Below are 25,732 nucleotides of genomic sequence, written 5' to 3'. Positions count from 1 at the left end.
GCTGCGCGCGTTGAAAAAGGCCGCACCGGGTAACCGGGCGGCCTTTTTTATCAGATAATACGCTTAGCGCTTCATCCGCTGCGCGCGGGTGGCGGGCGTCATAAAGCTCCAGGCAAGGAAGCGGCTCTGTTTCTGACCCTGCGCCATATTGACGATGCGCACCTCACAGGCTTCCGCCGCAAGCCGATCGCGCAGCGCCGGTAAGTTCTCTTTTCGCGAAACCAGCGACGTAAACCAGACAATGCTGCTGCCCTGCGCGACGCTCTCATCGATCATACTGCCGATAAACGCCAGCTCGCCCCCTTCACACCACAGCTCATTCTGCTGACCGCCAAAATTGAGCGGCGCGTTCTGCTTCAGTCCCAGGTTGCGTACTTTGCGCTGGCTGCCGGCTGCGGCATCAGCTGCCGATGCGTGAAACGGCGGATTACACATAACGGCATGGTAGCGCTCATTTTTATGGATCACGCCGCTGAAAATCGCCTGCGGCTGCTTCTGGCGGCGCAGGCGTACCGCACGCTGCAGGCCGGGGTTAGCCGCCACAATCTGGCTGGCGGCGGTAATCGCCTCAGCGCTGGTATCCGTTCCGGTAAAACGCCAGCCATATTCGGCGTGACCAATCAGGGGATAAATGCAGTTGGCACCGCAGCCAATATCCATGATGTCCAGATCGCGCGGGATCGCGCCGCCGTTATCACCCGCCAGCAGATCGGCCAGCGCATGAACGTAATCAGCACGCCCTGGTACCGGCGGCGTCAGATACCCTTCCGGCAGCTGCCAGTTAAGGTTATAAAAGCGCTTCAGCAGCGCCTGATTAAGCAGCATTACCGCCTGCGGATCGGCGAAATCGATCGACTGCTCGCCGTGTCCGTTAGGACGAACCTTCGGCGCGAGCGGCGGATGCGCGGCAATCAGCGCAGGAAAATCGTAACGCCCCTGATGGCGATTACGCGGATGAAAGGGCGCACTGGCGGCTGGCTTATTCATAGTCTCTCCGGAAAGTAAGGCGGGCGTAAGATACTCCGGCTGCCGCCAGCGCACAATCCGCTTACCGCAATTTTACGTTTACACCAGACTCTCTGCGAACCCTTTTTCCTGCAACGCACGCCGCCTGCCGCGACGTGCCTTCACCCTGACTCAGGAGTTTTTATGACGCGCCATCGCTACAGCTACCAGCCCCGGACCGGACACGGCCTGCCCCACGATCCGCTGAACGCCATTATCGGTCCGCGTCCGATTGGCTGGATCAGCTCCCGGAGCCGCAGCGGTCAGGACAATCTTGCGCCATACAGCTTTTTTAACTGCTTTAATTACCAGCCTCCGATCATCGGCTTTGCCAGCAGCGGCTGGAAAGATAGCGTGCAGAACATCAGCGAAAACAAGGTGTTTGTCTGGAATCTGGCCACGCGTCCGCTGGCGGAAGCGATGAACGAAAGCTCCGCTTCGGTCAGCAGTGATGAGTTCGCGCTCGCGGGCCTGACGCCGGTTGCCGCTTCCCATATCGACTGCAGCATGGTGGCAGAGAGCCCGGTTAACTTTGAGTGTCGCCTGACGCAGCTGATCCGGCTGCAGGATGCGCAGGGCGGAGAGCTGGAGAGCTGGCTGGTGCTGGGTGAAGCGGTTGCCATTCATATTGATGAGGCCCTGCTGGAGGATGGCATTTACCAGACCGCCAGAGCGCAGCCGATTCTGCGCGCCGGCGGGCCTTCTGCCTATTACGGCATCAGTGAGGCGCAGCGTTTTGATCTGGTTCGCCCGGACGCGCGTAAGCGGTAAGCGTTTAACGCTTTCCTGCCGCCAGCAGCGCGCCGATCAGCTGCTGCAGCACCGGCTGCAGCTGTGAGGCGCGCGCTGGCTGCCAGGCAAAAGGCAGCGACTCATCCATATAGTTGTGCTGCGCCAGCTCCAGCTGTACCGCCTCGACGCCCTGCGCCGGCTGACCATAGGCGCGCGTAATATAACCGCCTTTAAAACGGCCATTCAGTACCCAGCTATAGTGCTGCTGAGCGCTGCACACCTGCTCCAGCGCGTCGCTCACCGCCGCTGAACAGCTGGCGCCATCGCTGGTTCCCAGGTTCAGATCGGGCAGCACGCCGCTGAACAGCCGGGGCACCCGTGAAGCGATAGAGTGCGCATCAAACAGCAGCGCATAGCCATATTGCGCTTTCAGGCGCGCCAGCTCCTGCTGCAGCTGCTGGTGATAGGGCTGCCAGAGGGTCTGCAGATAGCGCTGACGCGTCGCCCGATCCGGCGTCATGCCCGGTTTAAACACCGGCGTGCCGTCAAACAGCGTATCTGGCCAGAGTCCGGTAGTGGCAGTGGTATAGAGCGGCCGGTCGTCAGGCGGTCGGTTGAGATCGATAACGAAACGGGAATAGTGCCCGGTCAGCACGCTGGCGCCGATATCCTGCGCAAAATCGTACAGCTGCGGCAGATGCCAGTCGGTGTCTGGCAGCGGGCGCGCTGCGTCACTCAGCCCCGCCTCAACCTCCGGCGTAAGCTGCGTACCGGCATGCGGTATTGAGATCAGCAGCGGCAGCCTGCCCGGTGTAAAATCAAAGCTCATTGTGCTTCTCCACGATAGATAACCCGGCACGGCAGTTCGCCGCCCAGCCAGTAAGCCAGCTCGCCCGGACGCGTCAGCGGCCAGTGAACGAAGCTGGCGACTTTGCCCGCCTCCAGTGAGCCGTGCGTCTGCTGCAGACCCAGCGCCTTCGCGCCCCACAGCGTCACCCCCGCCAGCGCCTCCTCCGGCGTCATGCCAAACAGCGTACAGCCCATATTCATCATCAGCCGCAGTGAAAGCGCGGGTGACGTCCCTGGATTGGCGTCGCTGGCGAGCGCCATCGGGACGCCGTAGCGGCGGAACAGGGCGACCGGTGGCCGCTGCGTTTCGCGCAGCAGGTAGAACGCGCCCGGCAACAGCACAGCAACGGTGCCATGCTCTGCCATCGCGCGGACATCCTTCTCGCTGGCGTACTCCAGATGGTCAGCGGAGAGCGCGCCATAGCGTGCGGCCAGCGCCGCCCCGCCCTGCGCCGAGAGCTGCTCAGCGTGCAGTTTGACCGGCAGATCCAGCGCGCGCGCCGCATCAAACACCGCGCTGACCTGCGCAGGCGACAGCGCCAGATGTTCACAGAACGCATCCACCGCATCCGCCAGTCCCTCCTCTTTTACCCGCGGCAGCAGCCGCTGGCAGATAATATCGATCCAGCCCGACGGATTGTCCTGAAACGCCGGCGGGATCGCATGTGCGGCCAGGCAGGTTGCGATGACATCAGCCGGCACGCCGGCTGCCAGCTGGCGTATGGCACGCAGCATTTTCAGCTCGCTCTCTTCATCCAGCCCGTAACCCGATTTGATTTCTACCGTGGTGACGCCCTCTGCCAGCAGATGCGCCAGCCGCCCGCGCGCTGACGCCACCAGCGCCTCCTGTGAGGCGGACCGCGTGGCGCGTACCGTGGCGAAAATGCCGCCGCCCTGCGCAGCAATTTCTGCATAGCTGGCACCGTTCAGGCGCTGCTCAAATTCCGCACTGCGATCGCCGGCGAACAGCAGATGCGTATGGCAATCCACCAGCCCCGGCGTAATGATGCCGCCGCTGAACCGATGACGCTGACGCGGCGCAAACGCCGGCAGTTCACTGCGCGCCCCAACCCATATCAGCACGCCGTTATCCACGGCCAGCGCGCCATCGGTGATGATGTTGTAGCGCCCGTCGCGCAGCGTAACGATATCTGCGCCCAGCCACAGGCTGTCGATCTGCTTCGCGTCTCTCATGCCCTGTTCCCTGCGTGCGGGCGATTTACACGCCCGGTTAAAGTATGTATATGTATATACAACTTTCCAGCCTGAAGGATCAACCATGACCACCTATTTTGCCCCGTGCGCTCAGCTGGCAGATGGCTGGCACAGCCACGTTACGCTGGAGGTTAGCGACGCCGGTTTTATCACCCGCGTTACGCCAGAGAGCGCGCCGGGCGCTGCCATACCGCTGGCGGGGGCTGTTATTCCCGCCATGACCAACCTGCACTCGCACGCCTTTCAGCGCGCGATGGCAGGACTGGCCGAGGTGGCGGGCGATCCGCAGGAGAGCTTCTGGACCTGGCGCGAGCTGATGTATCGCATGGTGGCGCGGCTGACGCCACAGCAGGTAGGCGACATCGCGACCTGGCTCTACATTGAGCTGCTGAAAGGGGGCTACAGTCAGGTTGCTGAGTTTCACTATCTGCATCACGATCCGCAGGGCCAGCCCTACCCGGATGATGCCATGCTGCAGCAGCTGATGCTGGCCGCTGAGCGCACCGGCATCGGCCAGACGCTGCTGCCGGTGCTTTACAGCTACAGCGGTTTTGGCGCACAGCCCGCCAGCGCCGGACAGCGTCGTTTTATCCAGCAGACCGGCGCTTATCTGCAGCAGCTGCAGCGCGTGGCCGCGGCCTGCGCAGATAAACCGCTGCTGAACTACGGCGTCTGCTTTCATTCGCTGCGTGCGGTCAGCGAAGCGCAGATGCACGACGTGCTGACCGCCGCGCCAGACGATCTGCCGGTCCATATCCACATTGCCGAGCAGGAAAAAGAGGTCAGCGACAGCCTGGCGTGGAGCGGTGAGCGTCCCATCGCCTGGCTGATGCGCCGCTTTAACGTTGATGCACGCTGGTGCCTGATCCACGCCACCCATCCGGATGAGAGCGAGCTGCAGCAGCTCGCCGCGAGCGGTGCCGTTGCAGGATTATGCCCGACGACTGAAGCTAACCTCGGCGACGGTATTTTTCCGGCGAGTGCCTATATTGCCCGGGGCGGGCGCTGGGGGATCGGCTCTGACAGCCACGTCTCGGTCAGCGCCCGTGAGGAGCTGCGCTGGCTGGAGTATGGGCAGCGGCTGCGCGACAGGCGGCGTAACCGTCTTGCGCTGCCGCAGCAGCCGTCGGTGGGCGATCTGCTGTGGCAGCAGGCCGCAGCCGGAGGTGCTCAGGCGTGCGGCATCCGCAGCGGCGTACTGGCACCCGGCCTGCGTGCCGACTGGCTGGTACTGCGCGACGACCCGCTGCTCAGCGCAACCCCTTCCGATGCGCTGCTCAATCGCTGGCTGTTTGCCGGCGCGCGCAGCGGGATCCGCGATACGTTTGTCGCCGGCCGGCAGGTGATCGCTGACGGCCAGCATGCCGAAGAGGCGCAGGCGGCCATCCGCGTGGCCGACGCGCTGCGGGCGCTGCAGTGATCCGCCGCTTTTGCTACGACGCGCTGCCGGTCAGCCGCTGGCGCAACGGCGGCGGCGAGACGCGCGAAATCGTCAGCTTTCCCCCCGGCGCGGCGGACTTCGCCTGGCGCGCCAGCATCGCCACGCTTGACGCCAGCGGCCCTTTTTCGCTGTTTCCTGGCGTAGACCGGGTGATTACCCTGCTGCAGGGCGACAGCCCGCTGCTGCAGAGCGGCGGGCTGTCGCACCGGCTGCAGCCCTGTCAGCCGTGGCGCTTTGCCGGAGAAGCTCCGGTGCAGGCGACGGTGCACGGCCGCTGCAGCGATTTCAATATCATGACCCGCCGCGACAGCTGGCGGGCGGAGGTCAGCATCCTGCAGCAGGCATCGCAGCCGGGCCGGCACGGCGTGGCGTATGTGTTAGCCGGTGCGTGGCAGTACGCCTCCGGTGAGATCCTGCTCCAGTCGCAGGGCATCTGGTGGCTGGATGAGGCGCTGACGCTGTCGCCGCAAAGCCGCGATGCCCGGCTGCTCTGGTGCCGGCTCAGCCATGTCCTTTAAAACGACCCAGCAGCTTATAGCGCGAGCCAGGATAGAGCAGCCGCGCATAGGTCACGATCTTACTGTCGCTCCACGTCTGCCGCCGAATCAATAAGCAGGGTTCATGCTCCTCCAGCGCGAGATGCCTGCGCTGGCGTAAATCGGGCAGTACCGCCTCAACAATATGCTCGCCGGCGGTCAGCGGCGCGACCCGCATCAGATAGGTATAAGGGGTAACGCTGTGATAATCCTGCTTCAGGTAGTCCGGCGCCATCTGCGGGTTCACCAGGCGATCTTCCAGCTGTACCGGCAGATCGTTTTCGTAATGCACCATCAGCGAATGAAATAACGGCTGACCGGTGCGCATGCCCAGCAGCGCCGCCTGCTCCGGATCCGCCCGCCCCTGCGTCAGGGTCAGGATCTGGCAGCGGTGCTGATGACCGCGCTGCGCAATCTCATCCGCAATATTATGCACTTCCAGCATCGCCGTGTAGCCTTTCATCTCCGCGACAAAGGTGCCCACTCCCTGCATACGCAGCAGGTAGCCCTCGGCGGTGAGTTCACGCAGCGCGCGGTTGATGGTCATCCGGCTCACGCCCAGCTCGCTGACCAGCTCGCTTTCAGAGGGCACGCGCTGCCTGGCTTTCCACTCTCCCGCGCGGATCTGACTGATAATCGCCTGTTTAACGCGCTGGTAAATCGGTGCCGGTTCATCGCCCATGGCGGCGGCTAACTGCGCCAGTGCCGTTTGCTCGGTCATCTGCTGTTCCTTTCTGCTCTGAGAAGGAAAGTTTACTGTTCCGCCCGGCAGATGTATAGACATGCAGTGGTGCAGCGCAGCGGCTGCAGGTGCAGTAGCTGCTGCTTTAGCGTGCAAGAGACTGGCTGATAAGCCTGTCTGCCCGCAGTGCGGCATGTTTCACAAATCACAGTGAAACTGGCATAGCGCTTGCTGCTTGTATAGACAGGAATAATAAACCTGTGCTTCACTCGGTTTACCGCGGGCGAAGTAACCTGACGTATGACGTCAAGAAGCATGACGTTCCCCCGCCACTTACTTGTATATACAGGAGTAGATCATGTCGCATGCACTGCAGGAAATCTGCCTGGAACCCGGTGAGGTGGATCTCGCGACCCTGCGCACTATCTATCAGCAGCCGGTGACGTTACAGCTGACGCCAGCGGCGCGCAGTGCTATTCACCGCGCCCATGCGACCGTCGACGATATCGTTGCGTCCGGCAGCGTGGTGTATGGCATCAATACCGGCTTTGGCAAGCTGGCACAAACGCAAATCCCCGCTGCCCGCCTGGCTGAGCTGCAGCGTAACCTGGTGCTGTCGCACAGCGTTGGTCTCGGCGATCTGCTGCCGGATAACGTCACGCGTCTGGTGGTCGCCAGCAAGATTATCAGTCTGGCGCGCGGTCATTCCGGCGTCCGTATTGAGCTGGTAGACGCCCTGCTGGCGCTGTTTAACGCCGGCGTTATGCCCTGTATCCCCGCTAAAGGCTCAGTGGGCGCATCGGGCGATCTGGCTCCGCTGGCACACCTGTCGCTGATGCTGCTGGGTGAAGGCGAGGTGCGCATTGCCGGTGAACGACTGCCGGCAACGGAAGGCCTGGCGCGCGCCGGGCTGACGCCGGTTCTGCTCGGGCCAAAAGAGGGGCTGGCGCTGCTGAACGGGACCCAGGTCTCAACTGCTCTGGCGCTGCGCGGCCTGTTTGAAGCGGAAAATCTCTTTGCCGCCGCACTGATGGCGGGCGCGCTCTCGCTGGAGGCGATTAAAGGCTCGGTTAAACCCTATGATGCGCGCATTCATCAGGCGCGCGGCCAGCCTGGCCAGATCGCTGTCGCCGCCGCCGTCAGCTCGCTGCTCAGCGGCAGCGGGATCCTGCAGTCGCACACTCACTGCGGACGGGTTCAGGATCCCTACTCTGTTCGCTGTGTGCCGCAGGTCATGGGCGCCTGCCTTGATAATCTCAGTCACGCCGCGCGCGTCCTGCAGATTGAGGCCAATGCCGCCTCGGATAACCCGCTGGTTTTCAGCGACAGCGGTGAAGTGATCTCCGGGGGCAACTTCCACGCCGAGCCGGTGGCGTTTGCGGCTGATATTATCGCACTCGCCGTAGCCGAAACAGGCGCTATCTCCGAGCGCCGTCTGGCGCTGCTGCTCGACAGCACTCTCTCCGGCCTGCCGCCTTTCCTGGTGCAGGATGGCGGCGTCAACTCCGGCTTTATGATTGCCCAGGTGACCGCTGCCGCGCTGGCATCAGAAAACAAATCGCTGGCGCACCCTGGCAGCGTAGACAGCCTGCCTACGTCAGCGAATCAGGAAGATCACGTCTCTATGGCCACCTATGCAGCACGTCGTCTCGGAGAGATGTGTTTTAACACCGCTGCGGTGGTCGGCATTGAAGCGATGGCCGCCGCCCAAGGCATTGAGTTTCACCGGCCGCTGCAGAGTTCGGCCACCCTTGAACAGGAGATGCAGCGCATCCGCAGCAGGGTGGCGTTTCTTGCCAGCGACCGCCTGCTGGCACCCGATATTGAAGCGATGCGTCTGTGGGCTGCGGGTACGCAGTGGCCCGACGCGCTAATAACGTTGCTGCCGAGCCAGCGCCAGAACCAGCACTGAGGAGTGAATCATGAGCGAAACCCTGACGCAGGCCGTGGCCCGCGAAATCCGTGCCCCGCATGGCAGTGAACTGCACTGCGCTAACTGGCTTATCGAAGCGGCCTGGCGCATGATCCAGAATAACCTCGATCCCGATGTCGCCGAGCGCCCGGACGATCTGGTGGTCTACGGCGGCATCGGTAAAGCCGCACGTAACTGGCCCTGTTTTGAGCAGATCCTGCGCTCGCTGCGCCTGCTGCAGCCGGATGAGACGCTGCTGATCCAGTCCGGTAAACCGGTGGGCGTGTTTCGCACCCATGCCGATGCACCGCGCGTGCTGCTGGCTAACTCTAACCTGGTACCGCACTGGGCCAGCTGGGATCACTTTCATGAGCTCGATCGCGCCGGCCTGATGATGTATGGCCAGATGACCGCCGGCTCGTGGATCTACATCGGCGCCCAGGGCATTGTGCAGGGGACGTTTGAGACTTTCGCCGAAGCGGGCCGGCAGCACTATAACGGCGATCTTGCCGGCCGCTGGATCCTCACCGCGGGCCTCGGCGGCATGGGCGGCGCACAGCCGCTGGCCGGGGTACTGGCGGGTGCCTGCGTATTAGCGATTGAGTGCCAGGAGTCGCGCATCGATTTTCGCCTGCGCACCCGCTATCTCGATCACAAAGCCCGCACGCTGGATGAGGCGCTGGCGCTGATTGAACAGGCCACGGCGGCAAAAGAGGCGATCTCTGTCGGCCTGCTGGGTAATGCGGCGGAGATCCTGCCGGAGCTGGTAAAGCGCGCCCGCGCCGGCGGCATACGCCCCGATATCGTGACCGATCAGACTTCTGCGCACGATCCAGTCAACGGCTATCTGCCGCAGGGCTGGGAGGTGGCACGCTGGCAGGCGGAGCGCCAGCGCAATCCCAAAGGCGTTGAACAGGCAGCGCGGGCCTCCATGGCGGTGCACGTCCGGGCCATGCTCGATTTTCACCATATGGGCGTGCCGACCGTGGACTACGGCAATAATATCCGGCAGGTGGCGCTGGACGAGGGGGTCAGCAACGCTTTTGACTTCCCAGGCTTTGTTCCCGCCTATATACGACCGCTGTTCTGCGAGGGTAAAGGTCCGTTCCGCTGGGTAGCGCTCTCGGGCGATCCGGAAGACATTTATAAAACGGACGCAAAATTGAAGTCGCTGTTTCCGGATAACCTCAATCTGCATCGCTGGCTCGATATGGCGCAGGCGCGTATCGCTTTTCAGGGCCTGCCCGCCCGTATCTGCTGGCTCGGACTGGGCGAGCGCCATCTGGCCGCGCTGGCATTCAACGAGATGGTACGCAGCGGCGAGCTGAAAGCGCCGGTGGTGATTGGCCGCGATCATCTCGACTGCGGTTCGGTGGCATCGCCTAACCGCGAAACGGAAGCGATGCGCGACGGCTCGGACGCGGTCTCTGACTGGCCGCTGCTTAACGCGCTGCTGAATACGGCTGGCGGCGCCACCTGGGTCAGCCTGCATCATGGCGGCGGTGTCGGTATGGGGTTTTCCCAGCACGCCGGCGTCGTGATTGTCTGTGACGGTACGCCTGAAGCGGATGCACGCCTGGCGCGCGTCTTGTGGAATGACCCCGCCACCGGAGTTATGCGCCATGCCGATGCCGGCTATGAGCAGGCGCAGGCGTGCGCCGTGCGGCACGGGCTGAACCTGCCGATGCTGACGTAACGGCCGGTTACGCAGGGAAGCGTAGCCGCTGCCGGTCGGGGTTATATATTCCACAAGGATATAATCTATAGCCAAATTATTCCTTTTAGCGATAGACGCTCCGGCGACATATCACTACAGTGATGACTTATCCCCTGCGCTGGCGCGCGTTGCAAACGGAGCCCTCTGCTATGAGTCTGCCTGCTCTCCTGCTGGAAAATGCCCTTAACTGGCGTCATCAGTTACATCAACTGCCTGAGCTGGGCTATCAGGAACAGCAGACCAGCGAGCTGGTCGCCCGCGTACTGGAGCAGGCAGGGCTTCAGGTATTCCGCGGCATAGCGGGCACCGGCGTCATTGGTACGCTGGAAAACGGTCCGGGACCGGTGATTGGGCTGCGCGCTGATATGGATGCGCTGCCGATTACGGAGAAAGGCAGCGCGGCGTGGAAATCGACCCGGCCCGGCGTCATGCACGCCTGCGGTCACGACGGCCATACCGCCATTCTGCTGGCCGCCGCCTGCCAGCTCGCTGCCACGCGCGATTTCAGCGGTACCGTCCACTTTCTGTTTCAGCCCGCCGAAGAGAACCTCGGCGGCGCACGCCGCATGACAGAAGAAGGTCTTTTCTCGCGCTTCCCTATGGATGCCGTCTATGCGATGCACAACTGGCCCGGATTGCCGCTCGGCACGCTGGCGGTGAATCCGGGAGCGATGATGGCGTCGCTCGACTCCTTTGAGATCACCCTTTCCGGCCGCAGCTGTCATGCAGCCATGCCGGAAAGCGGTGCCGATCCGATGGTCGTGGCGGCTGAGCTGGTGCTGGCGCTGCAGACCATCCCTTCACGCCGCCTTTCACCGCTGGCGTCCGCCGTGGTGAGCGTGACGCAGATCCACGGCGGCGAGGCGATTAATGTCATCCCGGAGCAGATCACGCTGCGCGGCACGGTACGCTGCCTGCAGCCGGAGGTGCGCGAGCGGGTGCGCGGCCTGATTGAAGAGTTTGTGACCGCACTGCCGCGGCCGTTTGGCGTCAGCGGTGACATTCACTGGTATCCCGGCTATCCGGTGACCGCGAATCACCCTGCCCCGGCACAACAGGTGCGCGAGGTGGCGGAGCAGATGCTGGGTGACGCGCAGGTAAAATGGGCGTGCAGCCCGTCGATGGCGTCAGAAGATTTCGCCTGTATGCTGGAAGCCTGCCCGGGCGCCTACTTCTGGCTGGGCGCCGACGGCGAGGCGCCTTCTGCGCCGCTGCACAACGCCAGCTACGACTTTAATGATGCGCTGCTGCCGGTGGGGATCGCTTTCTGGCAGAAGCTGGTGGAGAGCGTACTGGCGAAACGCTGAGCGGCTGCCGTCCGGTAAACCGGGTGCACAGCACGCCCTGCGCATCGCGCTTACATGCCCGCCTGCTGCAGCCTGATCTCAGCAGCAGATAAATTTGCCGCTTCACCCGTTGCCACCAGGCAGCAGGCGAGCTGCAGCCGCAGCGACTGCGGCACGGCACGCGTGCCGTTCAGCACCTCATCACTCCAGCGCGCAGTGGTTTCAGCCTGTTTGTTCTCCGGCAGCGCTTCCACACGTTCCGGCTGCCGCTCAACCCAGATCTGCGCCTCAGCCGCCGCGCCAGCAATATAGTTGATCGCCGGGCAGCGCAGCGGACTGGCATACACCTCACCTTCCGTGCCGTTGAGCAAAATAGCGGGCGCATCTATCGCCTGGAAAAATGCGCCGACGCGCGGCACATATTCAGGATGCGACACGCTGGCAAGACGCAGCGCGGCGCGTTCCGCAAACGGCGTGGCCAGCTTTGCCAGCGTATGCGCACTGTTGCGCACGCCCATCCGCCAGCGCAGCGCCAGCTGTCTGGCCACAGGCGGGCAGAGGTTATCGATGGTGATAAACGCCAGCTCGCCGTTATCCAGCGCCGCCTGCGCCTGCGCGGCGGTCGTTACCGCCGCGATGCCTGACGCGGCAAGCACCGCTTCACTGGTTACGCGCGTGGCGTCTTCGCTGACGCCGTGCAGCAGCACCGGAAAGCCCAGCTTTACCAGCAGCCGCGCCAGCAGCGGCGTCAGATTGCCCTGCCGGCGCGCGCCGTTATAGCTGGGGATCACAATCGGCATGGGCCGGCCAGCCGGTGCCTGCAGCCGCAGCATACGCTGCTGCATGGCGTGGTAGAAACCGCGCATCTCCGCTTCGCCTTCGCCTTTAATCCGCAGCGCAATCAGGATCGCGCCCAGCTCCAGCTCCGGCACTTCCTCTGCCAGCATGGCGCTGTAAAGCGCCACCGCACTGTCGAAATCGATATCGCGCGCATGATTTTTACCGCGCCCAATCTCTTTAATAATTTTATTCAGTTCCATAAATTCGCTTCCTGCTCTCTGGGCGCGCCGTAATACGACGGCCGGAACGAGTAGCCGCTCAGCGCGGCTACTCAGGCTTTTCGTTTGCGCCTGGCGCTTTTTTTCACTTCCGGCACCGCAGGCTGCTCGATCGGAAACACCGGCAGCGCCGCCAGCAGCCGGCTGCCGTAGCTTTTACTGAGCAGACGGCGATCGTAAATCACAATCTCACCAAAACAGTGATGGCTGCGGATCAGTCGCCCGACCTGCTGTATCAGCGTAAACGAGGCGCTGGGCAGGCTCTGGACTTCAAACGGATAGCGGCGCAGGCTTTTCAGCCACTCGCCTTCAGTCAAAATTACCGGACTGTCTACCGGCGGAAAAGCGATTTTGTGAATATGCACCTGTGACAGCAGATTGCCTTTAAGATCGAGCCCTTCGGCAAACGACTGCAGGCCTACCAGAATGCTGCTGTTTCCTGCGGCCACCCGTTCGCGATGCAGCGTCACCAGCCGGGAGCGCGGCTGATCGCCCTGCACCAGCATCGTGAGACGCAGCTCCGGCAGCTGCGCAACAAACTGCTGCATCGCCCGTCCGCTGGCAAATAGCACCAGCACGCCTTTATGTTCCCCTTCCGCCATCTGCTGGCGGAAAAAGCGCGCCATTTCGGCGATGTGCTCAGCTTCATTTGCCAGCAGCGGCTCATAGCGCATCTGCGGGATCACCAGCTTGCCCTGGTCGACATGATTAAACGGGGAGTCCAGCGCCACGAAACGATCGCCCGCTTTCTCACTCAGTCCCGACATCTCCTGCAGGCGGCTGAAGCTGCTGAGCGAACGCAGCGTGGCTGATGTCACGACCACATGCGGAATTTTACGCCACAGCAGCTTCTCCAGCTGGTCACTGACGCGGATCCCGGCACAGTGAAACAGCAGGTGCGCCTGCCCCTCGCGCAGTTCACGCGTAACCCATTTAGAGACCGGCGCGTTTGAGGCTTTTTCCATCGCGGCCAGCCGCCAGAGTTTGCTGATGGCTTCAAACCAGCCAAAGTGCCGGTTGAGCTGCAGAATCGCTTTATGCAGGCGCATAATATCCGCCTTACCGGTCTGCTCGCCCAGCTCATTCAGCAGCCCTTCACTCAGACCGCGCAGCGCGTCGCTGAGCTTAAACAGCCGCGCGCAGAGCGTGAGCAGCGTTTCCGGCAGCTCTCCCAGCACAAAACGAAACTCACCCGGCTGATTATCGGGCGGCAGCAGCGGATTGAGCGCCTGACTCAGCGTCTGCAGTAGCTCACGCATCTCTTCACAGTGCTGTTTAAGCCGTTCAGGATTGGCCAGCGGCGGGGGCGATTTGGGCCGGAACTGCGCCATGATCGTCTCCACCAGCCGTATGAAGAGATCGAGCTGCAGCCCGCTCCAGCCTGGCGTAATCTCGGCGCTCATCTCCAGCGCGTCACGCGCCACTTCCGGCAGATGATGGCCCTCATCCAGTACCAGCATCAGATGCTTTGCCGGCGGCAGCACCGACTCATTCTCCATGGCTGCCATCACCAGCGCATGGTTAGCGACGACGACGTCAGCCTGCTCAATCTCGCGCCGGGCGACAAAAAAGGGACATTCACGATACCAGCGGCAGTGGTGAGCCAGACAGTTGGCTTTATCGGTCGAGAGGCGCCGCCACAGGCTGTCATCAATCGCCTTCTCCGCGTGATCGCGCAGGCCATCCCATGTATGGCGGCTGAGATCTTTCTCCAGCCCGGAACAGATTTTCTGCTCCTCTTTTGAGCCGGTCACCGCCTCTTCATCCAGATAGAACAGCAGGTCGCCCTGCTGATCGTCGCTGGCGGCCAGCGCGGCCAGATTACGCGGGCAGACATAGCGCCCGCGGCCGAAAGCTGCCGTAAAGGTGAGATCGGGGATGATCTTTTTCAGCAGCGGGAGATCTTTGGTAAAAATCTGATCCTGCAGCGCCACGTTAGCCGTGCTGATCACCAGCCGTTTTTCATCGGCACGGCTTACCGCAATGCCGGGGATCAGATAAGAGAGCGTTTTACCCACGCCGGTAGGGGCTTCAATAGCCAGATGGCGCCCCTCATCGCCCGCCAGACTTTTTGCCACTTCGGCGATCATCTGGCGCTGCGGCGCGCGCGGGATAAAGTCAGGAACCTGCTGCTGCAGCGCCTTATACCATTGCGCAATCTGGCTTTTAATCGCTGCTGTCAGAGCCATAATTATTACTGTTGAGTTAATCCGGCCTGTATTTTTACACAGTAATCTGGCAGCGTCAGCCTCAGCGCATCTTTTTTCGCTCCCGCTGACTGTTACAGCAGTTTGTACATCAGGGTGGTTGCCTCCATGAGCCCTTCCGTTGAGCAGGCATAGTGCGGTATCTCTCCGGCAACCTGCCAGCCCAGAGAGAGATAGAGCCGGCTGGCCGCGTCTCCGCTGCGGGTATCCAGCACCAGCAGCGTTTTTTTCTGCGCCCGGGCCAGCTCTTCCGCCTGCAGCATTAGCTGACGCGCAATGCCCTGCCGTCGCTGCTGCGGGTGCACCAGCAGCTTGCTGATTTCTGCGCGGTGATAACCGTTAGGCATCGGACTGCCGCTCAGCGTTACGGTCGCCACCGGAATCTGATCCTGCCAGGCCACCAGCAAAATATGGCTTCCATCTGCCAGCGCAGCGGCTCTCGCCTGCCAGAAGCGCTCTATAACCTCCCGATCGCCGGCGTCGGTAAACCCCACGCTGGCACCGTCTGCAACACAGGCCTGCAGCAGATCGCTCAGCGGAGCGATAGCGTGTGCTGCGCTGGCAGCCGTAAGCTGAGAAAACGCGATCATGGTTTGCATACCGCCAGAATATAGCGGGCGCCCGCTTGCGCATCGGCGCTGAAGGCGGAGCGTCCCGTCAGGTGAAAACGCAGGCAATCGCCGGCAGCCAGCGTCCAGCGCTGCTGCTCCATCACGATCGTTAAGCCGCCGCTCTGCAGCCAGATATGCTGCTCAAGCCCCTGAAGAGGAGGCGTGTCATAATAAATATGTGCGCCTGGCGGGAGTACCCCTTCAATCAATTCTGTTTTAAACTGCCTTGCAGGAGGAGAAAGGGTGCGACGCTGAAAGCCGCTATCGGGATCGCGCCAGCAGGTTTGCTGGTCAGCTTTTATCAGCAGCAGCGTCTCATCTTCGACCTCCTGCAGCAAACGTGACATTGTCATGTTATAAGCATGACATAACCGGTTAAGTAATGCGGCGGTAGGACTGGTCTCAGCGCGTTCAATGCGCGACAATGAGGCCCGGCTGATGCCCGTAGCCTGAGCGAGTTCATCCAGCGACCAGCCCTGCTGTTCACGAAGCTCAGCGAGCCGCAGCGCCAGCCGGTTATCCGTTTCAGTTACTGACATAGTGCCCTCTCAGATATGAGAAATTACTCTCTTATTTGAGAATTAACCGAAAATCGGGAAAAAACTCAAGTTGTACAATAAAATAAAGATTGTACAAGGCAGCCCCGACGGTTAAGGTATTTTTATGCAGGTCGCAATATTTGAGGACATTATGGCCTTATACAGTATCGGCGATGTTGCCGAGCGCTGTGGAATAAACCCGGTAACACTTCGCGCCTGGCAGCGACGTTACGGTCTGTTAAAGCCCCAGCGCACCGAAGGTGGTCATCGACAATTTGATGATGAAGATGTTCAGCGTATTGAAGAGATTAAACGCTGGATAGAGAGCGGCGTGCCCGTTGGTAAAGTAAAAGCGCTGCTTGAGGGTGAAACGGTCAACGTGCACGACGGCTGGACGGCGCTGCAGGAAGAGCTGATGAGCGTGCTGCGTCACGTTCGCGCGTCAAAGCTGCGCACCAAGATTGCCACCATCGGTCGTGAGCATCCGATTGATGCACTGATCGATCACGTTTTTGTTCCGGTGCGCCAGCGTCTGGGCCTCGATCAAAACACCGCCCGCACCATGTGCAGCCTGCTGGACGGCGCTATCATCGATTACGTCGCGTTTTGTCTGTCAGGTGCCCGCAAAAAACCAGGTAAAGATGCGCTGATTATCGGCTGGGCAGTGGAAGATCGCACCCGCATCTGGCTGGAAGCCTGGCGTCTGGCGCAGCACGGCTGGCGTATGGATGTGCTGGCTGAACCGCTGGATATGCCGCGTCCTGAACTCTTTCCGGGCCAGCATCTGTTTATCTGGACCGGAAAACGGCCAACGCGGCGTCAGCAGGAGCAGTTTGAGCACTGGCAGGCGCAGGGTTTTTCCATACAGATGCATGAACCGGCTTAATGTAAAACCGCACGTCAGGCCTTTTTCCTCTGCCGGGCGCGCGTTATTATGCCTGACTCACAGCATTAATCAGGTACTGCAATGAACTGGAATAAAATATTTATCGGCACGCTGTTCGCAATCATGGCGATAGGCGGTATGGGTGGCATGATGCTGGTAGGTTACAGCCTTATTCTGCATACCCGGTAAACCAGCGCTGCACCCGCTCCAGCAGCCGGTCGCAAATCAGTGCCAGCAGCGCAACCAGTATGGCTCCCTGAATGACATAGGCGGTGTTAAAGCCGCTCAGACCAATAATCACGGGCGAGCCCAGGCTGGCCGCGCCTACCGTTGACGCGATAGCCGCAGTCCCGATATTGATCATCACCGATGTGCGTATACCCGCCATCATCACCGGCGCAGCCAGCGCCAGTTCAATCTGCCAGAGGCGCCGCCACGGTCCCATGCCAAGTCCGGTTGCGATCTCCCGGTTACTGGCCGGCACGCTCTCAATACCCGCCAGCGTCCCCTGCAATACCGGCAGCACACCATACAGAAACAGCGCTACGAGCGCAGGCGTTGCGCCAAATCCCATCACCGGCACGGCAATCGCTAACACCGCAACCGGCGGAATGGTCTGTCCTGCCGCAGCCAGCGTCTCCAGCGTTGGCCGGAACGCCTCGCCAGCGCGGCGCGTGGCGAAAATTGCCCCGCCCACGCCCACAATCGTTGCCAGCAGGGTGCCGCTGGCTACCAGCCAGAGATGGGCCAGCGTCAGACGCCAGAAGCTCTCCTGCTGATAGAGCGGACGCTCCAGCCGGGGAAACCACCAGGCAAACAGCGCTTCACTGTGCGGTAATCCCCACAGCAGCAGTAAAAACAGCGTAATCAGCCAGCTAAGCGGCTCGCGTAACAGGCGCTTCATTGCGCCTCCCGCGGGCGCAGCAGATCGCTGAAATGCAGCACACCCACCCGCTGCTGCTGCTGATCCACCACCGGTAAGGTATCGGTCCCGCGCGCAATAAACTGCGACAGCGCTTCACGCAGCGACAGCGTAGCAGTAATGGGCTCGGCATCAACCCATTCGCCGCGGCGCGCCATGCTGCCCGCCTGTCCCAGCGCCAGCAGCCGCACGCCCAGCTCGCTGCGGCCAAAAAAGTTGCGGACAAAGTCGCTGGCGGGCTGCGTTAGCAGCGTAACCGGTGCGCCCTGCTGCACAATCTTACCGTTATCCATCAATACCAGCTGGTCAGCCAGCGTCAGCGCCTCATCAATGTCGTGCGTCACCAGCACAATGGTGCGGCCAGTGAGCCGCTGAATGCGCAGCATCTCCTGCTGCAGCGCCTGACGGTTTACCGGATCGAGCGCCCCGAAAGGCTCATCCATCAGCAGCAGTTCCGGATCGGCAGCCAGCGCGCGCGCTACCCCCACCCGCTGCTGCTGCCCGCCGGAGAGCTGATGCGGATAGCGGGTCGCCAGCCGGGGATCAAGATTCAGCAGCGCCAGCAGCTCTGCCACCCGGGCCGCAATTTTCTGCGCGGGCCAGCCCAGCAGCGATGGCACGGTGGCGATGTTTTTCGCCACGCTCCAGTGCGGGAATAAGCCGATTGACTGAATGGCGTAGCCGATGCGCCGGCGCAGTGCGCGGACGTTCATCTGGCCGATAGGCTCCCCCGCAAAGCGGATCTCGCCGCTGTCATGCTCCACCAGCCGGTTGATCATCTTCAGCAGGGTCGATTTGCCGGAGCCGGAGGTGCCGATCAGGACCGTAAAACTCCCCTGCCCGATCTGCAAAGAGAGATCCGAAATCGCCGTTTTACCGGCAAATTGTTTGCTCACGTTGTGAAATTCAATCATCTTTTCTCTCCAGCAGCGCGGACAGCAGCCGCAGCAGCGCATCACAGAGTACCGCCAGCGCCACTACCGGGATCACCCCCAGCAGAACCAGATCCAGCGCGCTGCTCAGCAATCCCTGAAAGACGATAGCCCCAAAGCCGCCCGCACCAATCAGCGCCGCGACGACTGCCAGACCCACGGTTTGCACCACTACCACCCGCAAACCGGCAAGCCAGACCGGCAGCGCCAGCGGCAGCTCTGCCTGCCAGAACTGCTGTCCGGAACTCATGCCCATGGCGCGTGCGGTTTCGCGTACTTCAGGCGGCACCTGCTCCAGCCCGGCGACCACGCTGCGTACCAGCGGCAGTAGCGCATAGAGCACCAGCGCAATCAGCGCCGGCGCCATACCGATACCGCTGATGCCAAAACGGCCAAGCAGGGGAAAATGCGCAGCCAGTCCGGCCAGCGGCGCGATAAGCAGCCCGAAAAGCGCCACAGAGGGAATGGTCTGGATAAGATTCAGCAGGCTGAATACCGGCCGCTGCCAGCCAGGACGTCGCGCTATGGCCAGCCCCAGCGGCACTCCCACCAGCAGCACCGGCACCAGCGTACCGCAGACCAGCAGCAGATGCTGGCTAAAGGCCGCATGAAACGTGGTGCTGCGGCTGGCATACTCTTTCAGCAGCGCAAGCTGATCCAGCCAGCCGGTCAGTAAAAGCAGCAGCGGCAGCACGCCGGTCTGCAGATTCAGCAGAATACGCCAGACAGCCTGCCGGCTTATTGCCCTGATCGCTTCTGCTGCCAGCAGCAGGGTTAATCCGGCCGCACACCATAAACCGCTGCCAAACGCCGTGCGCGCCAGCGGTGAACTGCTGTGCGCCAGCTCGCTGGCACCGCTGCCGCCGAGGCCAATAAGCAGTGCAAACAGTCCCTGCGCGCCCAGCAGGGTTAGCAGAGCCGTACGCCGGTCCGGCGGTCCGAACAGGCTCAGCCAGAGCAGTGCGACCGGCAGCGCCAGCCAGCCGGCGTGCGCAACCTGCCACACCATCAGCGGCTCGCCCGATACCAGCCGGTTAGCCGCAAAGCGCAGAAACGGCAGCGTCAGCAGCGTTAACGTGATAAGCGCCGTCAGCAGCAGCGTGACCGGCTGACGGCCGGGGCGCAACAGCAGCTGTCGCACCTTTTACAGCAACTTGTTCTGCTGCAGCCACGCGGTTGCGACCTGGCTGGCGTCCTGCCCTTCTACCGCAATCTGCGCATTAAGCTGCTGCAGCGTTTTTTCATCCAGCTTGCTGAACACCGGCTGCAGCCACTCTGCCATCTGCGGATACTGCTTCAGTACCGCTTCACGCACGACCGGCGCCGGCGCATAGATTGGCTGTACGCCTTTCGGATCGCTCAGCGTCTGCAGTCCCAGCGCCGCGACCGGGCCGTCCGTTCCATACGCCATCGCCGCATTGACGCCTGAGGTTTGCTGCGCCGCGGCTTTGATAGTGACCGCCGTATCGCCGCCTGCCAGCGAAAGCAGCTGTGACTGACTGAGTTTGAAGTTATACGCTTTTTCAAACGCCGGCAGGGCATCCCCGCGTTCAATAAACTCCGCAGAAGCAGCCAGTTTGAACGTGCCGCCCTGTTTCAGATATGCGCTGAGATCGTCAAGCGAGTTCAGCTTATGCTGCTGCGCCACGTCGCCACGCACGGCGATGGTCCAGGTGTTATTGGCGGGTGCCGGCGTCAGCCAGATAAGATGATTCTTCTCTGCATCGAGCTGTCTGACTTTCTCATAGCCCTGCTGCGCATTTTTCCACGCGCTCGCTTTTTCATCGTTAAAAAAGAAAGCGCCGTTGCCGGTATATTCCGGATAGATATCCAGCTCGCCCGCAATGATGGCACCGCGAACAACCTGCGTATTGCCGAGCTGAATTTTGTTGACGGTTTTGACCCCGTGCTTATTGAGCACCTGCAGAATAATATTGCCCAGCAGCGAACCTTCTGTATCGATCTTCGACCCGACCTTGACCGCATCGGCGGCGTGCACCGCGCCCATGCTCAGCGACAGGGCAATCAGCCCCAGTAACCCCTGTTTAATCATGATGTTTTCCTTATGCCCTGTTTAGCACCTGGTGATAAACAAGCGTAGCCTGGCGCAGCAGGCGACGGGAAAAAAGCGCAGAGTTTACGTCTGTTTTGTTAAGCCGGGCAAAAATTGCCCCGCACAGAAGGTGCGAGGTGTGTCCAAAGAGAGGCGTGTCAGGCGGTCAGGCGAAAGTCACCCAGCGTATGCGGGATGCGCGGGAAGGTATGCAGAAACCACGGCGTAAACTGCTCCGGCTCGGTCTCCATCTGCTGCTGGATCTGCCCGACTGAACGGTAGCACCAGGCGTCCGCCTCTTCCGGGTTCAGCACCGGCTCTTCATCACTGATGGCAAAAAAGACGTGGCCATACTCATGTTCAATCAAACCGTTGCTGAGGGGCAGATTGTAGCTCAGCTCAAAGACCGGCGTCAGCGCCAGGTTCAGTCCCATCTCTTCACGCAGACGGCGCTCAGCGGCATCGAGCGTTGGCTCCTGCGGAAACGGATGGCTGCAGCAGGTATTACTCCAGAGTCCGCCGCAGTGATATTTACTGCTGGCACGCCGCTGCAGCAGCAGCTCATGACGCGAATTAAACACGTAAACCGTTACTGCGCGATGCAGTAAGCCTTTTTCATGCACTTCCAGCTTTTCCATCTTGCCGGTGGGACGATCGAGGTGGTCAACAAGAATAACTTCTATGGCAGGCATGAGGGCTCCTTCAGAAAAATCCCTGCTATTGTACACAATCGCCGTGGCAGCAGCGGAGAAAAACGCGCACGTTTCGTGCGCTGGCGCGGTAAAAAATAAGCTTAGCAGGCATAATCTGAATCGGCGAAGAAGAAGGTATGCAGAGGTAAAGCATGATGAGATTGCGGCAGCATGTAAGCCGCCGCAATGGTGATGAGTGCGGTTATAGTCTGAAGCTCTGCACCACCTGTTCCAGCTGCACGCTCTGCTCCTCCATCGCACGCGCGGCTGAAGAGACCTGCTCTACCAGCGCGGCGTTCTGCTGCGTGCTGCCATCCAGCTGCGTGATCGCGACGTTAACCTGATCGATACCCATGCTCTGCTCACGGCTGGCAGACATAATTTCGCTCATCAGGGTGGTGACGCTGCTGACGCCCTGCATCAGCTCATCCATGGTCTGTCCCGCCTGTTCAACCAGCTGGCTGCCGGTATCAATATTTGCCACTGACTCTTCAATCAGCTTTTTAATTTCCCGCGCTGAGTTAGCTGAGCGCTGCGCGAGGTTGCGTACTTCTGAGGCTACCACGGCAAAACCGCGCCCCTGCTCTCCGGCGCGCGCCGCTTCAACCGCCGCGTTCAGAGCCAGAATATTGGTCTGAAACGCGATGCTGTCGATGACGCTGATGATGTCGACGACTTTACGCGATGAGTGGTGGATCTCCCCCATGGTGGTCACGACCTGACGCACGACTTCACTGCCGCGTGCCGCCACGGTGGCCGCACCGTCAGCCAGCTGATTAGCATGGGTGGCGTTATCGGCGTTTTGGCGCACGGTGCCGGTCAGCTCCTCCATTGAGGCTGCCGTCTCGACAATGGAGCTGGCCTGCGATTCGGTGCGCGCCGAGAGATCGGCGTTGCCGCTGGCAATTTCGCGCGAGGCCGCCGTGATCGCCAGCGCGCTGTCGCCCACCTGACGCATCAGCCCCTGCAGGTAGCTGATGAACTGGTTAAAGCTCTCAGCCACGGCGTTAAATTCCGGACTATTGCTGGACGGCAGGCGCTGTGTGAGGTCGGCGCCGCCGGTTGAGAGTGCTTCAATATTTTTATGCAGCACGCCCAGACGCTTCATCATTGCGCGGACAAAGCCCAGCGATACCAGCAGCAGAATAATAGCCAGCGGGATCTGCACCACCCCCAGCCGCGTCAGCATACTGTGCGTCTGCGCATCCAGCAGGCTGGAGGGCACGTCGCTGGCGAGATACCACGGGCTGCCGGGGATCGCCTGCAGGAACAGCGTATGCTCACCATCCTCACCGCTAAACGTGGTCTGCGCCGGCTCACTCCCCGCCTGCGTCAGCAGCGACTTCAGCGCAGCGGCCATCGGCAGCCGGGTATCGCTCAGGTTTTCCAGCTTTGGCGCACCGTCCAGTAGCGCCGCGTTCCCGACCACTTTGCCATCCGCTTCAACAATCAGCACGCGGCCTTTAATGGCGTCACCCATCTGCTTCGCCAGCTGATTAAAAAAGCCCAGCGTGACGTCAATTGTGGCGACGCCCCAGACGCTGCCGTCGCGATAGATAGCCATCGCACAGTTGGTACGCGGCTGCGGGCTGGCCGCATCCTGATAGGCTTTAGCCCAGGCGCACTGCCCTTTTGCTGCGGCCATACCCGCTTTGTACCACGGCTGCTCCCAGTACTTATCGGCCGCATCGGAGTTCCAGTAGGTATTGACCTGCAGCTGATTGCTGGCATTGCGCGCAAAGAAAGTGCTGTCTTTCTCTTTTGCCGGATCGCGCCGGTTCGGCAGCGGCCAGATCCCGCCGCCAAATACGTTGCTATCCTGGTACTGGTTTACCAGCGCCGGCAGCAGCGTTTCTATCGTTGCGCTCTCCATCACGCCCGCTGCTTCCGTTATCGCCCGCTGCTGCGCCTGAACCCGGTTCATCTGTTCAACAATGCGTCCGGCCAGACCATCAACTTCATAGCGCACCAGGCGGCTCTCATTCTGACTCAGCTGCGGTGCGATAAACTGATTGATCACCATTACAGTGACCAGCATCAGCACAACAAAAAATGCGACCAGCGTCGCGGTAAAACGGGATTGTGTCGTTTTAAACATTCGGATGCCCTTACCCTGGTTGGCGAGTTGCCTGATCGAGGTTAACGGCGTGTTAATGGGGAACTTGAGAGGCGCGGGATCACAAAAAAAGCAAATAGTTGAATCGGGTGACTATTTTTATAGGGTAAGAATAACCGGCGGTCAGCAGAGCGGAGAATTGCCTGCCTGGAGACAGCGCGCCCCTCTTCACAGAAGAAGGGCGGGCGTTTACTGAGGCGGCGCCACCACCTCCTGACGCGGGCGGAAGATATGGCTGTTGCCCTCGGCCAGCAGCCGCTGAAGCAGCTGCTGACCGCCCTGTTCATCCGACTGCGCAAAGTGGCGCTCCGCTTCGGTGATCGGCGTCGCCCAGAGCAGTTCCGGCCGATCGCCGTCGCGCTTCGGCAATCGCAGCGACGCCGCCTCCGGTGCCAGCGCGTTAGCCAGCAGAAAACTTTCAAAGCCGACCGGTGCCACTTCAGATGCCAGCGTATGCCCTTCGCCAATCCACGTCAGCCGCGCCCACGGCAGATGGGCAAACTCAGCCAGCGCGCTCGCCATCTGCACCGCGTTGGCCTCGGTCATCACCTCGCCATCTACCGCCAGCGCCAGCTCAACCCGCCGGTACTGGGGGGCCAGCTCTTCAAACAGATAATCGACCTGCGGCATCGGACGAATGCTCATTCCCAGCGTGACAAAATACCAGACGCCGTTGTGCCAGTGCTGAGAAAGCGCCATCGGCGGCCAGCTGCCCTGATCGATAGCATAATATTTGACCGACTCACCCCACCGCGCCTGGTAGACCTGCAGCATTTCATGCTGGATTTTTTCCCACTGCTGGTCGTCGTGCCAGTCGCGCCAGAAGTGACGCTGCTGCTCAGCACGCGCATAGTATTCATTGGTAGAGGCGGAACCCAGCGGCGCCGTCAGGCGGTTTTTCCTGATACAGCCGGCTGAGAAGCTGACCTGTTTGCTCTGATAGAGACTCCAGCCGGGGATCACCGCCAGCAACTGACCGTAGTACCACAGGGCAGCCCCGGTATCATCCGGCTCCCACAGTACCTGCAGGCCTGCGGGATCGAGCATCGGCTCCGCCTCCAGCGTGCGGCAATACTCTGCGCTCAGCAGCGGCGCGATCCCCTGCTCCATCGCTTCACGATCTTCCTCTGCCGGTGCCGGCAGAAGGTTGCGCAGCCAGCAGCCGCGAACAGCGTACTGGCTGCGAAACAGGTCGCTGGGCCAGATATAAAAATAGGCGGTGCGCGCATCCTGTTCGACGATCGCGGTTAAAGTATGTTGCTGATTCGGCACCTCAGCAATCAGAGGGTAACTGGTCATAACGCCTCGACAATGCCTGGAGGGATCCATTTTCCCCGAGAATAGAGCAGGATCGGCACTCGCGCCATGTGAGACAAGGGTAAAACTCTCAAAGTGCGGCTGCGCTCGCGCTGAGCGCCTGGCTTTGCTTCAGCGGTAGCGGGCGTCACGCCCCATACGCTGCATCGCCCGTGACCAGGCGCCGCGCTGTATCGACCAGCGCAGCAGGCGCGCCAGCAGCAGCATCTGCCGATCGGTACGCCACTGCGTCAGCGGGCTGACCGGGCGCTGCAGCTGCTGCTGTGCCCACGCCGGCAGCAGACCGATGCCCGCCTGCAGCATCGTGCGCATTGCCGGTCGCGCCTGCCAGCCGGGTGCCGGCGCATTCATCAGCAGCGCCATCACCTCCTGCGTGCGCGCATCAAAACAGAGTTCCGGACGTATCGCCTCCAGATAGTGCGCGACGTCGGTCACGCTGCACGGCACCTGCTCTGCGCCCAGCGCAATCGCCACCTGCGCCGCCTCCTGATAGTAGCGATCCTGCTCAGCCCGGCTGAGCGTCGGGTTTTTATAGCGCAGATGGGCTGCCAGAAAACGGCTGGTTTCCGCCACGTGCACCCAGGTCAGCAGATGCGGATCGCTGGCAGCGTAAGGATTACCGTTGCTGTCGGTGCCGCTAACCTGCAGATGGATCCGCTTCACCCGATCAATCAGCGTCCGGGCATCAGCACTATTGCCGAAGGTCGTTACGGCGATGAACTGGCTGGTGCGGCGCAGCCGGCCGAGCATATCCTGACGGAAGCTGGAGTGATCCCAGACCCCGGCCAGCGCCGCCGGATGCAGCATCTGCAGCATCAGGGCGCTGATACCGCCGCAGAGCATCGCCGGAAAATCACCGTGGATGCGCCAGATAGTGGAGTCGGGGCCAAACAGGCCGGGATCGCCAGGCGGCTGCGAGAGGTCAAACTCGTTGAGTGCCAGCCCGTTAAGGCGAAAGATCTGCTGTTCAATGCGATTGCGAAGCGTCATGGTGGCGTGGTGTCGGATAAAAAGGCGTCAGGGA

General features: G+C 61.4%; 23 protein-coding genes. 7 read left to right on the top strand and 16 right to left on the bottom strand.

The window, feature by feature from the left end; all coding sequences use genetic code 11:
* Positions 1-63: 63 nt before the first annotated feature.
* The gene (gene rlmF / locus F3I15_RS14120; RefSeq protein ID WP_150018336.1) at positions 64-987 is read right to left on the bottom strand and encodes a 23S rRNA (adenine(1618)-N(6))-methyltransferase RlmF; all 924 of its coding nucleotides are present in this window, start codon (positions 985-987) and stop codon (positions 64-66) included.
* A gap of 162 nt (positions 988-1,149) precedes the next feature.
* Here rlmF and F3I15_RS14115 point away from each other — a divergent pair, with 162 nt between their 5' ends.
* Positions 1,150-1,776 (top strand): flavin reductase family protein, encoded by a 627-nt coding sequence (locus F3I15_RS14115; RefSeq protein WP_150018335.1) that lies wholly within the window; start codon positions 1,150-1,152, stop codon positions 1,774-1,776.
* Between the two features lie 4 nt (positions 1,777-1,780).
* Here F3I15_RS14115 and hutG read toward each other — a convergent pair whose 3' ends face one another.
* Positions 1,781-2,566, bottom strand: a complete 786-nt coding sequence (gene hutG, locus F3I15_RS14110) for an N-formylglutamate deformylase (protein ID WP_150018334.1) — start codon at positions 2,564-2,566, stop codon at positions 1,781-1,783.
* Positions 2,563-3,780, bottom strand: a complete 1,218-nt coding sequence (hutI, locus tag F3I15_RS14105) for an imidazolonepropionase (protein WP_150018333.1) — start codon at positions 3,778-3,780, stop codon at positions 2,563-2,565. The genes hutG and hutI overlap by 4 nt, the downstream gene beginning before the upstream one ends.
* Positions 3,781-3,865: 85 nt before the next feature.
* On the opposite strand from hutI, the gene F3I15_RS14100 reads away from it, so the two are divergent.
* Together F3I15_RS14100 and F3I15_RS14095 are read left to right on the top strand one after the other, a co-directional pair.
* On the top strand, positions 3,866-5,221 hold the full coding sequence (locus tag F3I15_RS14100; RefSeq protein ID WP_150018332.1) for a formimidoylglutamate deiminase: 1,356 nt from the start codon (positions 3,866-3,868) through the stop codon (positions 5,219-5,221).
* Complete coding sequence (locus F3I15_RS14095; RefSeq protein WP_150018331.1) at positions 5,218-5,760, top strand: HutD family protein; 543 nt, start codon at positions 5,218-5,220, stop codon at positions 5,758-5,760. Before F3I15_RS14100 ends, F3I15_RS14095 begins: the two co-directional genes overlap by 4 nt.
* Here F3I15_RS14095 and hutC read toward each other — a convergent pair.
* Positions 5,744-6,499: a histidine utilization repressor gene (gene hutC / locus F3I15_RS14090; RefSeq protein WP_039383392.1), complete on the bottom strand. Its 756-nt coding sequence runs from the start codon at positions 6,497-6,499 to the stop codon at positions 5,744-5,746. The genes F3I15_RS14095 and hutC overlap by 17 nt on opposite strands.
* A 319-nt stretch (positions 6,500-6,818) precedes the next feature.
* On the opposite strand from hutC, the gene hutH reads away from it, so the two are divergent.
* From hutH to F3I15_RS14075, 3 genes are all read left to right on the top strand, one after another.
* The gene (hutH, locus tag F3I15_RS14085) at positions 6,819-8,372 is read left to right on the top strand and encodes a histidine ammonia-lyase (RefSeq protein WP_150018330.1); all 1,554 of its coding nucleotides are present in this window, start codon (positions 6,819-6,821) and stop codon (positions 8,370-8,372) included.
* A gap of 10 nt (positions 8,373-8,382) precedes the next feature.
* Complete coding sequence (gene hutU / locus F3I15_RS14080; protein WP_150018329.1) at positions 8,383-10,068, top strand: urocanate hydratase; 1,686 nt, start codon at positions 8,383-8,385, stop codon at positions 10,066-10,068.
* A gap of 170 nt (positions 10,069-10,238) precedes the next feature.
* Positions 10,239-11,396, top strand: coding sequence for a M20 aminoacylase family protein (locus F3I15_RS14075; RefSeq protein ID WP_150018328.1), 1,158 nt, complete (start codon positions 10,239-10,241; stop codon positions 11,394-11,396).
* Between the two features lie 50 nt (positions 11,397-11,446).
* On the opposite strand, the gene ybiB is transcribed toward F3I15_RS14075, so the two are convergent.
* From ybiB to F3I15_RS14055, 4 genes are all read right to left on the bottom strand, one after another.
* Positions 11,447-12,415: a DNA-binding protein YbiB gene (ybiB, locus tag F3I15_RS14070; protein WP_150018327.1), complete on the bottom strand. Its 969-nt coding sequence runs from the start codon at positions 12,413-12,415 to the stop codon at positions 11,447-11,449.
* 71 nt (positions 12,416-12,486) lie between these two features.
* Entirely contained in the window at positions 12,487-14,622 is a 2,136-nt protein-coding gene (dinG, locus tag F3I15_RS14065; RefSeq protein WP_150018326.1) for an ATP-dependent DNA helicase DinG, read from the bottom strand.
* Positions 14,623-14,714: 92 nt separating this feature from the next.
* Complete coding sequence (locus F3I15_RS14060) at positions 14,715-15,230, bottom strand: GNAT family N-acetyltransferase (protein WP_150018325.1); 516 nt, start codon at positions 15,228-15,230, stop codon at positions 14,715-14,717.
* Positions 15,227-15,790, bottom strand: coding sequence for a helix-turn-helix domain-containing protein (locus F3I15_RS14055; protein ID WP_150018324.1), 564 nt, complete (start codon positions 15,788-15,790; stop codon positions 15,227-15,229). Before F3I15_RS14055 ends, F3I15_RS14060 begins: the two co-directional genes overlap by 4 nt.
* Before the next feature lie 151 nt (positions 15,791-15,941).
* Here F3I15_RS14055 and F3I15_RS14050 point away from each other — a divergent pair, with 151 nt between their 5' ends.
* Positions 15,942-16,676, top strand: coding sequence for a MerR family transcriptional regulator (locus F3I15_RS14050; protein ID WP_150018323.1), 735 nt, complete (start codon positions 15,942-15,944; stop codon positions 16,674-16,676).
* A 169-nt stretch (positions 16,677-16,845) separates the two neighbouring features.
* Here the strand turns inward: F3I15_RS14050 and F3I15_RS14045 are convergent, their stop codons facing one another.
* The 8 genes from F3I15_RS14045 to F3I15_RS14010 form a co-directional block, all read right to left on the bottom strand.
* A complete protein-coding gene (locus F3I15_RS14045; protein WP_150018322.1) occupies positions 16,846-17,580 on the bottom strand; it encodes an ABC transporter permease in 735 nt (244 codons plus the stop codon).
* On the bottom strand, positions 17,577-18,512 hold the full coding sequence (locus tag F3I15_RS14040; protein ID WP_150018321.1) for an ABC transporter ATP-binding protein: 936 nt from the start codon (positions 18,510-18,512) through the stop codon (positions 17,577-17,579). Before F3I15_RS14040 ends, F3I15_RS14045 begins: the two co-directional genes overlap by 4 nt.
* A complete protein-coding gene (locus tag F3I15_RS14035; protein WP_150018320.1) occupies positions 18,505-19,671 on the bottom strand; it encodes an ABC transporter permease in 1,167 nt (388 codons plus the stop codon). Before F3I15_RS14035 ends, F3I15_RS14040 begins: the two co-directional genes overlap by 8 nt.
* 3 nt (positions 19,672-19,674) lie before the next feature.
* Positions 19,675-20,583: an ABC transporter substrate-binding protein gene (locus tag F3I15_RS14030; RefSeq protein WP_150018319.1), complete on the bottom strand. Its 909-nt coding sequence runs from the start codon at positions 20,581-20,583 to the stop codon at positions 19,675-19,677.
* A 158-nt stretch (positions 20,584-20,741) separates the two neighbouring features.
* A complete protein-coding gene (gene idi / locus F3I15_RS14025; RefSeq protein WP_039383369.1) occupies positions 20,742-21,275 on the bottom strand; it encodes an isopentenyl-diphosphate Delta-isomerase in 534 nt (177 codons plus the stop codon).
* Positions 21,276-21,477: 202 nt separating this feature from the next.
* Positions 21,478-23,373 carry a methyl-accepting chemotaxis protein gene (locus tag F3I15_RS14020; RefSeq protein WP_150018318.1) on the bottom strand — a complete coding sequence of 632 codons (1,896 nt, stop codon included), beginning with the start codon at positions 23,371-23,373 and terminating at the stop codon, positions 21,478-21,480.
* 207 nt (positions 23,374-23,580) lie between these two features.
* A complete protein-coding gene (locus tag F3I15_RS14015) occupies positions 23,581-24,690 on the bottom strand; it encodes a suppressor of fused domain protein (protein WP_150018317.1) in 1,110 nt (369 codons plus the stop codon).
* Positions 24,691-24,819: 129 nt separating this feature from the next.
* On the bottom strand, positions 24,820-25,698 hold the full coding sequence (locus F3I15_RS14010) for an oxygenase MpaB family protein (protein ID WP_150018316.1): 879 nt from the start codon (positions 25,696-25,698) through the stop codon (positions 24,820-24,822).
* Between the last annotated feature and the right edge of the window lie 34 nt (positions 25,699-25,732).

Origin of the sequence: Pantoea sp. M_9 (genome assembly GCF_008631385.1) — a bacterium.
Taxonomy (GTDB): domain Bacteria; phylum Pseudomonadota; class Gammaproteobacteria; order Enterobacterales; family Enterobacteriaceae; genus Pantoea; species Pantoea eucrina.
The sequence above is the reverse complement of the archived record's forward strand: the minus strand, read 5'-3'. Positions and strand labels throughout refer to the sequence as shown.

Coding starts and splice junctions, on each gene's coding strand:
- F3I15_RS14100 (WP_150018332.1), top strand. CDS start 3,866: ATGACCACCTATTTTGCCCCGTGCGCTCAGCTGGCAGATGGCTGGCAC.
- hutC (WP_039383392.1), bottom strand. CDS start 6,499: ATGACCGAGCAAACGGCACTGGCGCAGTTAGCCGCCGCCATGGGCGAT.
- F3I15_RS14020 (WP_150018318.1), bottom strand. CDS start 23,373: ATGTTTAAAACGACACAATCCCGTTTTACCGCGACGCTGGTCGCATTT.
- ybiB (WP_150018327.1), bottom strand. CDS start 12,415: ATGGAACTGAATAAAATTATTAAAGAGATTGGGCGCGGTAAAAATCAT.
- hutH (WP_150018330.1), top strand. CDS start 6,819: ATGTCGCATGCACTGCAGGAAATCTGCCTGGAACCCGGTGAGGTGGAT.
- F3I15_RS14045 (WP_150018322.1), bottom strand. CDS start 17,580: ATGAAGCGCCTGTTACGCGAGCCGCTTAGCTGGCTGATTACGCTGTTT.
- F3I15_RS14060 (WP_150018325.1), bottom strand. CDS start 15,230: ATGATCGCGTTTTCTCAGCTTACGGCTGCCAGCGCAGCACACGCTATC.
- F3I15_RS14075 (WP_150018328.1), top strand. CDS start 10,239: ATGAGTCTGCCTGCTCTCCTGCTGGAAAATGCCCTTAACTGGCGTCAT.
- F3I15_RS14050 (WP_150018323.1), top strand. CDS start 15,942: ATGGCCTTATACAGTATCGGCGATGTTGCCGAGCGCTGTGGAATAAAC.
- F3I15_RS14115 (WP_150018335.1), top strand. CDS start 1,150: ATGACGCGCCATCGCTACAGCTACCAGCCCCGGACCGGACACGGCCTG.
- F3I15_RS14010 (WP_150018316.1), bottom strand. CDS start 25,698: ATGACGCTTCGCAATCGCATTGAACAGCAGATCTTTCGCCTTAACGGG.
- F3I15_RS14015 (WP_150018317.1), bottom strand. CDS start 24,690: ATGACCAGTTACCCTCTGATTGCTGAGGTGCCGAATCAGCAACATACT.
- F3I15_RS14040 (WP_150018321.1), bottom strand. CDS start 18,512: ATGATTGAATTTCACAACGTGAGCAAACAATTTGCCGGTAAAACGGCG.
- rlmF (WP_150018336.1), bottom strand. CDS start 987: ATGAATAAGCCAGCCGCCAGTGCGCCCTTTCATCCGCGTAATCGCCAT.
- idi (WP_039383369.1), bottom strand. CDS start 21,275: ATGCCTGCCATAGAAGTTATTCTTGTTGACCACCTCGATCGTCCCACC.
- hutU (WP_150018329.1), top strand. CDS start 8,383: ATGAGCGAAACCCTGACGCAGGCCGTGGCCCGCGAAATCCGTGCCCCG.
- F3I15_RS14030 (WP_150018319.1), bottom strand. CDS start 20,583: ATGATTAAACAGGGGTTACTGGGGCTGATTGCCCTGTCGCTGAGCATG.
- hutI (WP_150018333.1), bottom strand. CDS start 3,780: ATGAGAGACGCGAAGCAGATCGACAGCCTGTGGCTGGGCGCAGATATC.
- hutG (WP_150018334.1), bottom strand. CDS start 2,566: ATGAGCTTTGATTTTACACCGGGCAGGCTGCCGCTGCTGATCTCAATA.
- dinG (WP_150018326.1), bottom strand. CDS start 14,622: ATGGCTCTGACAGCAGCGATTAAAAGCCAGATTGCGCAATGGTATAAG.
- F3I15_RS14055 (WP_150018324.1), bottom strand. CDS start 15,790: ATGTCAGTAACTGAAACGGATAACCGGCTGGCGCTGCGGCTCGCTGAG.